At 72.1% G+C, this 13314-nt stretch carries 11 protein-coding genes; 2 read left to right on the top strand and 9 right to left on the bottom strand.

From position 1 onward, the window contains the following. Positions 1-141: 141 nt before the first annotated feature. Positions 142-801 (bottom strand): prepilin peptidase, encoded by a 660-nt coding sequence (locus tag ACFVTH_RS09740; RefSeq protein WP_387089806.1) that lies wholly within the window; start codon positions 799-801, stop codon positions 142-144. Between the two features lie 182 nt (positions 802-983). On the opposite strand from ACFVTH_RS09740, the gene ACFVTH_RS09735 reads away from it, so the two are divergent. Further along, on the top strand, positions 984-3395 hold the full coding sequence (locus ACFVTH_RS09735; protein ID WP_387089804.1) for a hypothetical protein: 2412 nt from the start codon (positions 984-986) through the stop codon (positions 3393-3395). A gap of 72 nt (positions 3396-3467) precedes the next feature. On the opposite strand, the gene ACFVTH_RS09730 is transcribed toward ACFVTH_RS09735, so the two are convergent. The 7 genes from ACFVTH_RS09730 to ACFVTH_RS09700 all read right to left on the bottom strand — a co-directional run bounded on the left by ACFVTH_RS09730 (position 3468) and on the right by ACFVTH_RS09700 (position 11804). Then, positions 3468-4850 (bottom strand): FAD-dependent oxidoreductase, encoded by a 1383-nt coding sequence (locus ACFVTH_RS09730; RefSeq protein WP_387089801.1) that lies wholly within the window; start codon positions 4848-4850, stop codon positions 3468-3470. Positions 4851-4902: 52 nt separating this feature from the next. Then, positions 4903-6030, bottom strand: coding sequence for a polyprenyl synthetase family protein (locus tag ACFVTH_RS09725; protein ID WP_387089798.1), 1128 nt, complete (start codon positions 6028-6030; stop codon positions 4903-4905). An 87-nt stretch (positions 6031-6117) separates the two neighbouring features. Further along, the gene (locus ACFVTH_RS09720) at positions 6118-6840 is read right to left on the bottom strand and encodes a class I SAM-dependent methyltransferase (RefSeq protein WP_387089794.1); all 723 of its coding nucleotides are present in this window, start codon (positions 6838-6840) and stop codon (positions 6118-6120) included. Positions 6841-6900: 60 nt separating this feature from the next. After that, positions 6901-8145 carry an isochorismate synthase MenF gene (locus ACFVTH_RS09715; RefSeq protein ID WP_387089791.1) on the bottom strand — a complete coding sequence of 415 codons (1245 nt, stop codon included), beginning with the start codon at positions 8143-8145 and terminating at the stop codon, positions 6901-6903. Between the two features lie 44 nt (positions 8146-8189). Then, positions 8190-9047: a polyphosphate kinase 2 family protein gene (locus ACFVTH_RS09710; RefSeq protein WP_387089789.1), complete on the bottom strand. Its 858-nt coding sequence runs from the start codon at positions 9045-9047 to the stop codon at positions 8190-8192. 272 nt (positions 9048-9319) lie between these two features. Continuing rightward, complete coding sequence (gene menD / locus ACFVTH_RS09705) at positions 9320-11362, bottom strand: 2-succinyl-5-enolpyruvyl-6-hydroxy-3-cyclohexene-1-carboxylic-acid synthase (protein ID WP_387089786.1); 2043 nt, start codon at positions 11360-11362, stop codon at positions 9320-9322. A gap of 4 nt (positions 11363-11366) precedes the next feature. Then, complete coding sequence (locus ACFVTH_RS09700; protein WP_387089783.1) at positions 11367-11804, bottom strand: PLD nuclease N-terminal domain-containing protein; 438 nt, start codon at positions 11802-11804, stop codon at positions 11367-11369. A gap of 72 nt (positions 11805-11876) precedes the next feature. On the opposite strand from ACFVTH_RS09700, the gene ACFVTH_RS09695 reads away from it, so the two are divergent. Further along, on the top strand, positions 11877-12173 hold the full coding sequence (locus tag ACFVTH_RS09695) for a DUF4229 domain-containing protein (protein ID WP_387089780.1): 297 nt from the start codon (positions 11877-11879) through the stop codon (positions 12171-12173). Positions 12174-12226: 53 nt separating this feature from the next. Here ACFVTH_RS09695 and ACFVTH_RS09690 read toward each other — a convergent pair whose 3' ends face one another. Continuing rightward, positions 12227-13210 (bottom strand): 1,4-dihydroxy-2-naphthoate polyprenyltransferase, encoded by a 984-nt coding sequence (locus ACFVTH_RS09690; RefSeq protein ID WP_387091840.1) that lies wholly within the window; start codon positions 13208-13210, stop codon positions 12227-12229. Between the last annotated feature and the right edge of the window lie 104 nt (positions 13211-13314).

Genomic DNA, 13314 nt, shown 5'->3' with positions numbered 1-13314 from the left:
TACATGATTGGGGTACATACGTACCCTGTGTTCGGGGTACACATGTACCCCGAACGTGCGCGTTCACTGCTCGACCGGGGCGACTCGGTCAGCTTCGCATTCCGGCAAGCGCACTGAGATTCCCCCGAAGGCACGCGGGACTCAGCCCACCGGCCCCGCCAACATCACCGCCACGAGTGCGCCCGCGAGCATCGACGGCCCGAACGGGATCGACCCCCGCAACGTCACCCGTTTGAGCGCGAGCGCGACGAGCGACGCGAGCCCGCCGATCACGAACGCGGCGAGCAGGGCGACGAGCCAGGGTGACAGCCCGAACCATCCGGCGAGCAGCCCGATCACGAGGGCGAGCTTCACGTCGCCCATGCCCATCGACGACGGCGAGATGAGGGCGAGCACGAAGTAGACGGCGAACATCGCCGCGGCGCCGGCGAGGGCCCAGACGAGTCGCATCCACTCCCCCGCGATCCAGGTCGCCGGCACCAGCAGCACCGCGACTGCGGCGAGGGCGGGGAACACCACCGCGTTCGGCAGCCGCTTCTCGACGAGGTCGACGATCGAGAGCACCGTCGCGCAGGCGGCGAACGCGAGCAGCGCAGGCAGCAGCCAGTCGAGGCCGAAGCGCAGCCCGAGCAGGCCGAAGGTCGCCGCGGTCGTCACGGCGGCGGCGAGGCGCAGGGTGGCGCGCCGTGGCATCCGCTCGCCGTTGATCGAATGCGCCGACCACGCGGCCAGCGGCCACCATCCGAGCACGAAGCCGACCGCCGCGAGCGTGAGCGCGGTCAGCGGTGCGAGCATCGGCATGCTGAGCAGCGTAGCGCCGACGAGGCGAACGGCGGCGGCGCCGTGCACAGGCCGCCTCGCTCTCCCGCCGCGACGATCACGATCATGCAGGGCAGACTGTCGATCCCGCATCGAAGCTGCTATCTCTATGGGAGGGTGACGGCACTTCCGCCGTCGCTCGATGTGTAGGTGGAGAGGCTTCGATGGCGACCTCGCGCGCAGCGACGAACACGTTCACAGCGATCGTCAGCATCGCGGTCACGGCGCTCCTGGTCTTCATCCTTCCGATGACCGCACAGGCCGCAACCGGGGCGGATCCCAGGGCTGCGGAGTCGACTTCCCCAGCATCCGAGCCGATCGCCGACGGCACGATCTCCGGGGTCGTGACGCACTCGACCGGCGAGCCCGCGCATGGACAGGTGCCGAAGATCTATCGGCTCTCCGCGGACGAGACGCTCGAGCTCGTCGGCGTCGTCGCGGAATCGCTCGACGACGGGGCGTACGTCGTCTCCGAACTCCCGCCCGGCGACTATTACGCACTCGCCCCCGCCGACGATCCCCGCTCCGAGCCCGAAGGCAGGCCGTCCGAGGCCGCAACCTGGTACGGCGGAGCGACGATGCCCAGCTCGGCGAGCGTGATCCACGTCGACGCCGGGCAGTCGGTCGCCGGAATCGACATCGCGAGGATACCGGCCGCGACCATCACCGGTCGGGTCACGACGATCGACGGACCGCTCGAGGATGCCTTCGTCACCGCGGGCGTGGCCGTCGTGAGCAGGATCGACATCGCGTGGGGGCACCAGAACCTGTTCACCTACGCTCGCACCGACGCCACGGGCTCGTACACGCTCACCCTCGCTCCCCTCGTCGACTACGGTTTCAGCTTCGGCGCATCGCGGAACTCCGTCATTCCAGAGTCCTGGGACGACGTCCCACAGGGACTCGGCCTGCCGACGAATCACCTGAATCTCGCGCCGGGCGAGGTCAAGCACGGCATCGACGCCGAACTCGACAAGCCCGCCGCGATCTTCGGCACCGTTCGCGACGCCGACGGCAACCTCATCGCGGACGCAGAGATCAACCTCTACCCGTTGCAGATCCGAGGGCCCGCGCCCATCCTCGGCACGATCAGGACCGGCGTCGACGGCGCGTTCGAGATCACGTACCTCGAGCCCGGCACGTACGCGCTCGCGATCATGGGCCCGCACCCCCTGCGCCGGGAGTTCTGGAAGGACCAGCCCGACTTCGCCAGCGCCACGCCCATCGTGCTCGGCAGCGGCGAGCGATTCGATCTCGAAGCCGAGCTCAACCCGATCCCATCGACTCCGTCGGCGATGCCGACGATCTCCGGCTCGGCCGTCGTCGGCTCCAAACTCTCGGTCACGACTGACGGATGGCCGATCGGCACGAAGTTCAGCCACCAGTGGCTCGCCGACGGCGCCGAACTCATCGGGTCGACCGCAGAAACGCTCACGCTGCACGCGGGCATGGCCGGCAAGTCCATCTCGGTGCGCACGACGGGCTTCCTCAGCGGCCACCTGGCGTCGGCTCGAACGTCGGCGGAGACGGCCCGGGTGATGCAGTGGGCGAAGCCGACGATCGGCGGCCTGGTCGACGGCACCGCATGGGTCGACCGAACGCTGACGGCGGTTCCGGGCGCCTGGAGCCCATCGACCGTGTTCACCTATCAGTGGTACGCCGATGGAAGCGCCGTGCCCGGCGCGACGTCGTCGAGCTGGAAGGTGCCGAGCACGATCGCAGGCAAGTCGCTCAGTGTGATGGTGACCGGCAGCCAGGCCGGCTACGACTCGTTCTCGGCCATGTCGGCCACCACGCCGAACGTCGCCATCGGCTCGACGCCGCAGATCTCCGGCACCGCCTATGCCGGGGCGAAGCTGACCGCCGTTCCGGGACCGTGGACGCCCGGCACGACACTCACCTACCACTGGCGCGCGAACGGATTCGGCATTCCCGGTGCAACGACGTCGACCTTCACGATCCCCTCGGCGCTCGTCGGTCAATCGATCAGCGTCGCCGTAGTCGGGAGCGCCGCCGGGTATCCGACGACGGTCCGCAGCTCCGCGGCGACGCCCAAGGTGGCGCTCGCTCCGGTACCCAGGATCACCGGGACCCCGTACGTCGGAGCGAAGCTCACCGCCTCACCTGGCACCTGGACCGCCGGCACCACCTTCACGTACCAGTGGTACGCGAACGGCGTCGCGATCGCCGGTGCGACCGGGTCGACCTACGTGCTCACCTCCGCTGAACGCGACAAGACGATCACCCTGAAGGTGACCGGCGCAGTCTCGGGCCACGCCACCGTCGCCCGCACGTCCGCTGCGACCCTCAGAGTCGCCCTGACCGCAGTACCGACGATCACCGGTACCAGGGCGGTCGGATACACCCTCACCGCGGTCCGCGGCACCTGGACGACCAGCACGACGTTCACGTACCAGTGGTATGCGAACGGCACGGCGATCAGCGGCGCAACGGCCTCCACCCTCAGACTCACCTCCGCGCAGCGCGGCAAGCCCATCACCGTGAGAGTCACCGGAGCGAAGACCGGCTATCCGACAGTGACCCGCACCGCCGCCACGACGGCCGTGATCAGGTAGCGGCGCGTTCGGCCCACTGGACCGCACGGTCGGGTGATCACCCGAGGTCATTCGGGTGAGCGGCGTACGCCCCTACGCGACCTCGCCGCGCGAGATGTCGACCATCTCGTCGCGGGGCACGACCTTGATGCGCACACGCCCCTCGGCCCGGCCGAGCTCCTGCTCGTGCCCGTCGAGGCGGTGCCAGCCGTCGAGGTCGGTCCAGCGGATGCCGCGCGACTCGAGCAGCTCGACGACCGACTCCTCCGACGGCGACTCGGGGCGCCACCAGTTGCCGAGGTCGTTGATGACGTGCTTGATCGTCTCCATCGCATCCGACTTGGTGTGGCCGATGAGGCCGACCGGGCCCCGCTTGATCCAGCCGGTCGCGTAGACGCCGTACATCTGGCGAGCCTCGCCCGTCTCCTTGTCGCGCATGAGCACCTGGCCCTCGTGGTTCGGGATCACGCCGAACTTCTTGTCGAAGGGGATGCCGGGCAGCGGCGAACCGAAGTACCCGACCGCGCGGTACACGGCCTGGATCGGCAGCTCGCGGATCTCGCCGGTGCCGACGACCCCGCCGGCGCCGTCGGACTCGGTGCGCTCCCAGCGGATGCCGCCCACGTGCGCGTTGCCGTCATCGACGATCTCGAGCGGCTTCGCGAAGAAGTGCAGGTGCAGCCGGCGCGATGCCTGGCCGACCTCGCGCTGCCGCCACTGGTTCAGCACCTTGTCGATGACGAAGACCTGCTTGTTGCCCGACACGGCCGCGCGGGCCGCGTCGTCGTAGTCGAAGTCCTCGTCGTAGACGATCATGTCGACGTCGCGCAGCTCGCCGAGCTCGCGCAGCTCGAGCGGCGTGAACTTCACCGAGGTCGGGCCGCGACGGCCGAACACGTGCACGTCGGTCACGGGCGAGGCCGCGAGGCCGGCCGCGACGTTCGCGGGGATCTCGGTCGGCATGAGGTCTTCGACGTGCTTCGCGAGGATGCGCGAGACATCCAGCGCGACATTGCCGTTGCCGATGACCGCGACCTCCTTGGCCTCGAGCGGCCACGTGCGCGGGAAGTCGGGGTGCCCGTCGAACCAGCTCACGAACTCGGCGGCCCCGTACGAGCCCTCGAGCTCGATGCCCGGGATGTTCAGCGAGGCATCCTTCACCGCGCCGGTCGCGAAGATGACCGCGTTGTAGTGCTTCTTCAGGTCGTCGAGCGTGATGTCGTCGCCGAAGCGCACGTTGCCGAAGATGCGGATGTCGCCGCGGTCGAGCACCTCGCGGAGCGCCGTGATGATGCCCTTGATGCGCGGGTGATCGGGGGCGACGCCGTAGCGCACGAGGCCGTAGGGCGCGGGGAGGTGGTCGAACAGGTCGATCGACACGTCGAAGTTGCGCTCGGCCTTCAGCAGGATGTCGGCGGCGTAGATTCCGGCGGGGCCCGCCCCGACGATCGCCAGTCGCAGCTTGTTCCTCGTCACAACTCTCCTCGCATTCGAAACTCGGAGACGGCGGGCGCGGTCGGCGCCGCCGTCAGCTCTGCCGCTCGACGATCGTCTCGGCGAAACGCGTGAGCGCCTTCTTCACACTTCCTTCGGGCAGCGGGGCGAGCGCCGCGACCGCCTCGGCGGCCCAGCGGTGCGCCTCGGCGAGCGTCGCCTTCGTGGCCTCGTGCTCGCGCAACTCGGCCACGATCGCGTCGACCGTCGCGCGCGACGGCACGATGCGCGAGGCGAGCGTGTTCGTGTCGAGCGGGTCGCCGAGGTCGGCGGTCGCCGCCGACACGGTGATCACGTCGCGCTCGATGCGCGCGAGCAGGTCGGCGGATGCCTCGTCGGTCTTCGCCAGCTCGGCGAGACGCAGGAGCGGCAGCGTGACGACGCCCGCACGCAGGTCGGTGCCGGGCACCTTGCCCGTCTCTTCGGGCTGGGGCGACAGGTCGATCACGTCGTCGATGAGCTGGAACGCGACGCCGATCTTCTCGCCGAACTCGACGATGGGCGCCTCGTAGGCGGGGTCGGCGCCCGAGAACACGACGCCCGACTGCGCGGCCGCCGCGATGAGCGAGCCGGTCTTGTCGGCGAGCACCTGGATGTAGTGCTCGATCGGGTCGTCGGCGTCGGTCGGGCCGACCGTCTCGTGCAGCTGGCCGAGCACGAGGCGCTCGAAGGTGTCGGCCTGCATGCGGATCGCCCGCTCGCCGAGGCTCGCCATGAGCTGGCTCGCGCGCGCGAAGAGCAGGTCGCCCGTGAGGATGGCGACCGAGTTGCCCCACACCGCGTGCGCGGCGGGCACCCCACGGCGACGGTCGGAGTCGTCCATGACGTCGTCGTGGTACAGCGAGCCGAGGTGCGTGATCTCGATGGCCTCTGCGGCGGTGATCACGTCGTCGGTCGCGCCCGCGCCGAGCTGCGCGGTGAGCAGCGTCAGCATCGGGCGCACCCGCTTGCCCCCGGCCTCGAGCAGGTAGCGCGTCGAGACGTCGGCGATGGAGTCGGCGAACTGCACCTCGCGGACGAGGCCGGACTCGACGCGTTCGATGCCGGCGTCGATCGCCCGCGCCATCGCCTTGTCTGCCGCGGACGCGAAGACGCGCTCGCTCAGACCCAGGTTGGCGGCGAGCGCGGAGCCGCGACGGGCGACCGGGTGGCTCGGATTCACGTCTCCCAGCCTACCCGTGCGCGCATGCGCGCCCGTGTCAGCGACGGCGAACGGATGTCGCGTGGTTCGCCCTGTCGGCGGTCGGGCCTACTCGACCGGCGAGGCGGCGAGCGGCTTGCGCCCGCGGTGCAGCGCGACGACGCCCATCGTGAGGTTGCGCCACGCGACGTCGGCGTAGCCGGCCTCGCGGATCCACGCGGCGAGCTCGGGCTGCTTCGGCCACGCGTTGATCGACTCGTTGAGGTACTCGTAGGCCGTGTCGTTCGAGCTCGAGAGCTTCACGAGCGGCGGCATCACGTAGCGCTGGTACACGCCGTAGCCGAACTGCACGAACGGCGTCGGCGGGGTCGAGAACTCGCAGATCACGAGCCGGCCGCCGGGCTTCGTCACGCGGAAGAACTCGGCGATGGCCTGCTTGGGCTCGTTCACGTTGCGCAGGCCGAACGAGATGGTGACGGCGTCGAAGGAGTCGTCGTCGAAGGGGAGCTTCGTGGCGTCGGCCTCGACGAAGACCAGGTTGGGCACGTGCGCCTGCCTGCGGCGACCGACCTCGATCATGCCGGGCGAGAAGTCGGCGGCGACGACCGAGGCGCCCGACTTCGCGAGGCTCGCGCTCGAGGTGCCGGTGCCGGCGGCGACGTCGAGGATGCGCTCGCCCGGCTTCGGGTCGACCGCGCGCGTGGTCGCGACGCGCCACAGCGGGGCGTTGCCGACCGAGAGCACGTTGTTGGTGCGGTCGTACGCGGCGGCGACGCGATCGAACATCGCCGACACCTCGCGGGGGTCCTTGCCGAGGTCTGCGCGGGTCATCCTCCGATTCTACCGGGGCTCCCCCGCCGGCCGGCTGGGTACGAGCCGCCCGGAGGGCGCCTACCCGCCGAACGCCTCGACGATCGGACGGAACTTCATGTCGGTCTCGGCGAGCTCGTCGGCCGGCACCGAGTCGTGCACGATGCCGCACCCGGCATATGCGGTGACGGTGCCGTCGGGGTCGACCTGCGCGCAGCGCAGCGCGATCGCCCACTCGCCGTCGCCGTCGCCGTCGACCCACCCGACGGGGCCGGCGTAGCGCCCGCGGTCGAAGCCCTCGAGCTCGAGGATCGCGCGCAGCGCGACCTTGCGCGGCGTGCCCGCGACGGCCGCCGTCGGGTGCACGGCCTTGACGAGGTCGAGCGAGTTCGAGCCGTCGCCGAGGGTGCCCTTGAGGTCGGTCGCGAGGTGCCACAGGTTCGGCAGCTGCAGCGTGAACGGCTCGGGGCTCGTGTCGAGCCGGGTCGTGTGCGGCTCGAGCCGCTGCACGGCGCTCGCCACGGCGAGCGCGTGCTCGGCGAGGTTCTTCTCGCTCGCCGCGAGGGCGGCGGCGTGATCGCGGTCGGAAGCCTCGCCCGCGCCCCGCGGCGCCGTGCCGGCCAGCACGCGCGCCGAGACGGTGCCGTGGTCGACCCGCACGAGCGTCTCGGGGCTCGCGCCGATGAGCCCGTCGACGGCGAACACCCACGTGTCGGGGTAGTCCTCGGCGAGGCGGTTGATGGTCGCCCGCAGGCCCGCGTCGTCGCTCAGCGTGCCGACGAGCTGCCGGGCGAGCACGGCCTTCTCGAACTCGCCCGCATCGATGCGGCGCACCGCCTCGGCGACGGCCGACTCGTAGGCCTCGGGCGGCAGCGAGCCCGGCGCGAACGCCACCCGCGGCACCTGCCGCTTCGGCGCCGGCTCGGGAATGGTCACCTCGGCGGGGGTCTCGAAGCCGATGCGCGTCACCCAGGCCCGGCCGTCGCGGCGGCCGATCACGAGCTCGGGCACGATGAGCACGCTCGTCGCCTCGGACTCGTCGGCGAACGCGAACGCGCCGAACGCGACGAGCCCGGTGCCGGGCAGTCCGACGCGGTCGTCGATGTCGGCGCCGGCGGCGATCGAGGTCCACGCCGAGGCGGCGTCGTCGATGCGCGACGGTCCCGACGACTCGATGCGCAGCACCTCGCCGAGTCCGACGATGCCCTCGCCGCGGCGCATCCAGACGAGCGGGTGACGCGGGTCGGTGCGCGGAATCAGCGGTTCGGTCTCATCGACGGCCACCGTCCTGACGACGAGGCGCGCCGGGGCGTGCGTCTGACTCACCTCTCAAGCCTAAGCCTCGTGCCCGAGCCGGCGGGTCGAGCCGCTCAGCTGGCGGCGAGGCGCGCCCGCTGCTCGGCCACGTCGTAGTCGGCCAGCGGCCAGCTGAGCTCCATCGCCTCGAGGGCGTCGATGAGCAGGTGCTGCACCGCGAGCCGCGCGTACCACTTGTGGTCGGCGGGCACGACGAACCACGGGGCATCCGCCGTCGTCGTGCGCTCGAACACGAGCTGGTACGCCTGGCCGTACGCGGGCGCGAGCAGTCGCTCGTCGATGTCGCCCGGGTTGAACTTCCAGTGCTTGTCGGGCCGGTCGAGCCGTTCCTGCAGGCGCTCCCGCTGCTCCTCGGGCGAGACGTGCAGCATGACCTTGATGATCGTGGTGCCGCTCGCGACGAGCCCGCGCTCGAACTCGTTGATCGCGTCGTAGCGCCGCTCGATCTCCTCGGGCGGGGCGAGCTCGCGCACGCGCCCGATCAGCACGTCTTCGTAGTGCGAGCGGTCGAAGACGCCGATCATGCCGGGGCCGGGCGTCTCCTTGCTGATGCGCCAGAGGAAGTCGTGGCCGAGCTCCTCCTCCGTGGGCTTCTTGAACGCCGCGAGCTGCACGCCCTGCGGGTCGACCGCGCCCATCACGTGCTTCACGATGCCGCCCTTGCCCGCGGTGTCCATCGCCTGCAGCACGAGCAGGACGCGCCGCTTGTCCCCGCCCATGCGGCTGCCCGCGAAGAGCTGCTCCTGCAGCTCGGCGAGGATGTCGGCGCCTTCGGCGAGCGCCGCCTTGGCGTCGCGCTTCTCGCCGTCGAAGCCCGGGTGCGACGCGGGGTCGACCTCGGCCAGCTTGAACCCGTCGCCGACGCGGAGGAGCTCGGAGGGATCGGCGGTCCAGAACGATTCGCGACTCATGTGGTGTTCCCCCTCTGCGGCGGCGCGGCGCCGCGGTGCTCCTCACATCCTGCCGAGCCCGAGTGCGCCCGGGCAAGGCCTCGCGCCGCGCGCCTCGCCCGGAGGCGCCCGGCAGGGCCTCGCGCCGCGCGACTCGCCCGGAGGCGCCCGGCAGGGCCTCGCGCCGCGCGCCGACGTCACTGAGTCACCCCCGACATCGCTGATGCCACCCGCGACTCAGTGACGTAACGCCCGGGAAGGACACCCCCAAGGGGTGGCCTGGACCACCCGGGTCAGCGCGGCAGCGGCACCTCGAGGATCGTCGGGCCGTCGATGCGCGTGCCGAGCGCCTCGTCGAGCTCGCCGCGGGTCGTCGCCCGCGAGTACGCCCAGCCGTACGCCGCGGCGAGCGCGGCGAGGTCGACGTGCTGCGGGGTGAACTGCACCCGGTCGAAGGCGTCGGCCGGGGCGGTAGCGGCGACCTCGAGCGCGTCGAAGATGGTGCCGCCGCCGTCGTTGCCGACGATGACGAGCAACCGCGGCCGGGTCTCGCCCTCGCCGAGCAGCAGCGAGCCGACGTCGTGCAGCAGGGTCAGGTCGCCGATGAGCGCGCGGGTCACGCCGGCGGAGGCGACCGCCGACGCCGGGCGCGCCGCGACGGCCCGCTCGACGGCCTCGGCGTGCGCGAGCTCGGTCGCGAAATCGGCACCGGTGGGGGCGGCGAGCGCGGCGAACGCCTCGCTCGGCACCGCGTCGGCGGGCGTCTCACCCGGCCCGGCCTCGGCGGGGTCGACGGGTCGCGCGAGCGCAGGGGCATCCGTCTGGCTGGCGATCGCGATGCCGAGCGCGGTGGCGACCGTGCCGTCGATGCCGGCGAGGCCGCGGTTCGCGTGCGCGGCGATGCGTCGGCCGGGCACGGCGCGGTCGGCGTCGCGAATGAGGCGGGATGCCCCGAACACCAGCCGGTCGTGGGGCCACGTGGCTCCCCAGATGGCGTCGACGAGCATGCGGCGCGTGATCGGCGCGCGGGCGGCCGCGAGCTGTGCGCGCATGAACTCGCGGTGCAGCTCGAGGTCGCCGACGTGCCCGGTCTCGTCGATGCCCTCGGCGACGGCGGGCGCGGCGGGCGGCAGGCCCGATTCGACGATGATGCGGCTCGCGTGCACCCAGCGGCGCACCCAGGCGCGCTCCTCGGCGGTCTGCGGCGCGGCCGGGGTGACGGGCTCGGCGTGCACGGCCCGCTCGAAGCGGCGCACCCGCCGGCCGGGGTTGAACCACTCGATGCCCGAGGGGGCGACGACGATCGTCTCGACGTCGTCGCGCTGCACGAGCGCCGGCACTTCGCGCGAGAGGGTCGGATGCCCGAACACCACGACCCGCTCGACCGCATCGCCGAAGTCGGGCTCGCGCAGCAGCTCGCGGTAGGCGACGACGAGGTTGGGCCCGAAGTGGGCGCCGCTCGTGACCTCGGCCGCGAGCGGCCAGTCGCCGTCGCGGGCGAACGCCTCGGCCTCGGCTCCGGCGCCGGCCCCGGCGACGACGAGGGTGCGCGGTCCGCGGGCGATCAGGGCGCCGGAGGTCGTGGCGGCGACGGTCGCGGTCATCGTCTCGGCGTGCTCGGTGCGCTCGGCGCTCGCGGCGTGCTCGGCGCTCTCGGTGCGTGAGCGGGCGACGGCGTCGCGGTCGGGCATCGACACGTCGACCGGCGACGACAACGGCTCGCGCAGCTGCAGGTTGAGGTGCACCGGCCCGGGGCCGGGGTGGGCGACAAGGGCGCCGTCGGCGTCGCGACCGAGGGCGGCCGCGACCACCTCACGGGCGAGCCCCGCCGCGGCGGCCGGCTCGCCCTCGGCGCCCTCGGGTGCGGTGACGTCGCGTTCGAGGCGCACGGCGCCCGCGAAGATGCCGGGCTGCATGGTGGTCTGGTTCGAGCGGATGCCACGGAGCTCCGCCGGGCGATCGGCGGTGAGGAGCACGAGGGGCACACCCGAGTGGTGCGCTTCGAGCACCGCCGGGTGCAGGTTCGCGACGGCCGTGCCCGAGGTCGTCACGACGACCGCCGGTCGGCCCGACTCGACCGCGAGCCCCAGGGCGAGGAAGCCCGCACCGCGCTCGTCGAGGCGCACGTGGAGGCGCACGAGACCCTGCTTCTCGAACTCCGCCGCGGCGAGGGCGATCGCCTGCGAGCGCGAACCGGGCGCGACGACGACGTCGAGCACGCCGGCGCGCACGAACTCCTCGAGCAGGGCGACCGCGAACGCGGACGACGGGGCCGGCCGACCGTTCGGCGAAGTCGGCGCGCTCGGCACCGCCGGGCCGTTGGGCGCCGTCGGCACCGGCTCAGGCATTCGGGCGGGGAGACGGCCCGGTCTCGCCGGGGGCGTCGGGGTTGTCGGGTCGCTTGCCGGGCTCGGCCTTGCGGCCCGCGCCGGGGCCGCCGGCCGAGGCATCCGTCTCGCCGTCGAGCTCGGCGAGCTCCTCTTCGAGCCGGCGGATGCGATCGGCCTGCACGGCGTCGTCGCCCAGGCGTCGCAGGAACTCGGTGTCGTCGTCGGGGGCGACGGTGCGGTTGCGACCGGCGGGGCGGTTGAGCGAGCCGCCGCGGCCGACGAAGAACCAGAGCAGGCCGCCGATGACGGGGACGAAGAGGATCACGACGATCCACCAGCCGCGCTTCAACCCTCGGATGCGCAGCCGGTCGAGCAGTGCGCAGTCGACGACCGCGTAGACCGTGAAGATCACGACGGCGACGCCGAGTCCGAAGAGCAGCCGGGCCATGGTGCCAGTCTAGGCTCGCAGGGTCACTGCTGGCTGGGAGCCGCCCCCAGAGACCCCGCCTACACTGTCAGGGTGAAATCCGTGCCCGTCTGGATCTGGTACACGGCGATTCGAGTCCTCCTCTTCGCCGTGCCGCTCGCCGTCCTCCTGATCGCCGGGGTCACCCCATGGATCGCCGCGCTCGTCGCCGCCGTGTTCGGCTTCAGCGCGTCGCTGCTGTTCCTGCGCCGCCCGCGCGAGTCGATGTCGAGCGAGATCTACGCCGCACGCCACCGCGAGAAGCCGCTCGTCCGCGAGGACGACGAGGCGGAGGACGCGGCGATCGCCGCGGTCGAGCCGACCGCCGCGGAGAAGCCCGCCGCGGAGTAGACGCCGGGTCGGCGCCTCGTCCGCGCGCCGCGCGGCAGCTGCCGCGCCCTTCGTCAGAAGGCGAAGGCGAGCCCCAGCCCGACGCCGTAGAGCAGCGCCGTCACGCTTGTGAGCTGCAGCGCGAGGATCAGCTCGCGCGCGGTCTTCGCGGTGAGCACGATGATGCAGGCCGGCAGTGCGGCCAGGAGCGCGAAGAGCACGAGCCACGCCGTCGGGTAGAAGAACGCGAAGAACACGGCGATGCCGAACGGCACGAGCGCGAACAGCACGAACAGGATGCGCCCCGCGAGCGGCCCGATCAGCACGGCGAGGGTGCGCTTGCCGGCCACCCGGTCCTGCTCGACGTCGCGCAGGTTGTTCGCCATGAGCACCGCGCAGGCGAGCAGGCCGACGCCGACGCCGCCGAGCCAGGCCTCGAGGTTCACGGTGAGCGCCTGCACGAAGGCCGAGCCCGCCGTCGCGACGAGGCCGAAGAAGATGAAGACGAAGACCTCGCCGAGGCCGGCGTACCCGTACGGGCGCTTGCCGCCGGTGTAGAACCAGGCCGCGACGATGGCCGCGGCGCCGACCGCGATGAGCCACCACTGCTGCGTGATGACGACGAGCGCGAGGCCGGCGAGCGCGGCGAGCGCGAAGAACGAGAGCGCGACGACGAGCACGTGCCGCGGCTTCACGGCGCCCGAGGCGGTGAGCCGCGCGGGCCCGACCCGGTGGTCGTCGGTGCCGCGCACCCCGTCGGAGTAGTCGTTCGAGTAGTTGACCCCGATCTGCAGCGCGAGGGCGACGACGAGGGCGAGCAGCGCACGAGCCGGATGCCACGGGCCTTCGGCGATCGCGATGACTCCGGCCCCCGTGCCGAGCGCCACGGGGGCGATCGCGAGCGGAAGCGTGCGCAGTCGCGCACCCGAGATCCAGTCGGCGGCGGTCGCCGTGCCGGCCGGTGCCGCTCCGCCCGAACGGGGGCTCGTCGCCTTCGCGGGGTTGCCCGATCGTCCGTGCGTGCGCGAGCGCTTCGCGAGGTCGTCGGCGGGGTTCATCCGTTGGGGTTTCGGGCGTGCCACACCCCAATGCTAGTTCGCGCGGTTCGGAGCCCTCTCGCGACTCCTCCTCCACAGGCGCGCTCGCGCGCCCGCTATGCCCA

The sequence above is a fragment of the Agromyces sp. NPDC058104 genome (genome assembly GCF_042884835.1).
Classification (GTDB): Bacteria; Actinomycetota; Actinomycetes; order Actinomycetales; family Microbacteriaceae; genus Agromyces.
The sequence above is the reverse complement of the archived record's forward strand: the minus strand, read 5'-3'. Positions and strand labels throughout refer to the sequence as shown.

Bases quoted from the DNA above. Each gene is read 5' to 3' on its own strand.
- ACFVTH_RS09740 (WP_387089806.1), bottom strand. From the start codon at position 801: ATGCCGATGCTCGCACCGCTGACCGCGCTCACGCTCGCGGCGGTCGGC.
- ACFVTH_RS09710 (WP_387089789.1), bottom strand. From the start codon at position 9,047: ATGAGTCGCGAATCGTTCTGGACCGCCGATCCCTCCGAGCTCCTCCGC.
- ACFVTH_RS09690 (WP_387091840.1), bottom strand. From the start codon at position 13,210: ATGAACCCCGCCGACGACCTCGCGAAGCGCTCGCGCACGCACGGACGA.
- ACFVTH_RS09700 (WP_387089783.1), bottom strand. From the start codon at position 11,804: ATGGCCCGGCTGCTCTTCGGACTCGGCGTCGCCGTCGTGATCTTCACG.
- ACFVTH_RS09735 (WP_387089804.1), top strand. From the start codon at position 984: ATGGCGACCTCGCGCGCAGCGACGAACACGTTCACAGCGATCGTCAGC.
- ACFVTH_RS09720 (WP_387089794.1), bottom strand. From the start codon at position 6,840: ATGACCCGCGCAGACCTCGGCAAGGACCCCCGCGAGGTGTCGGCGATG.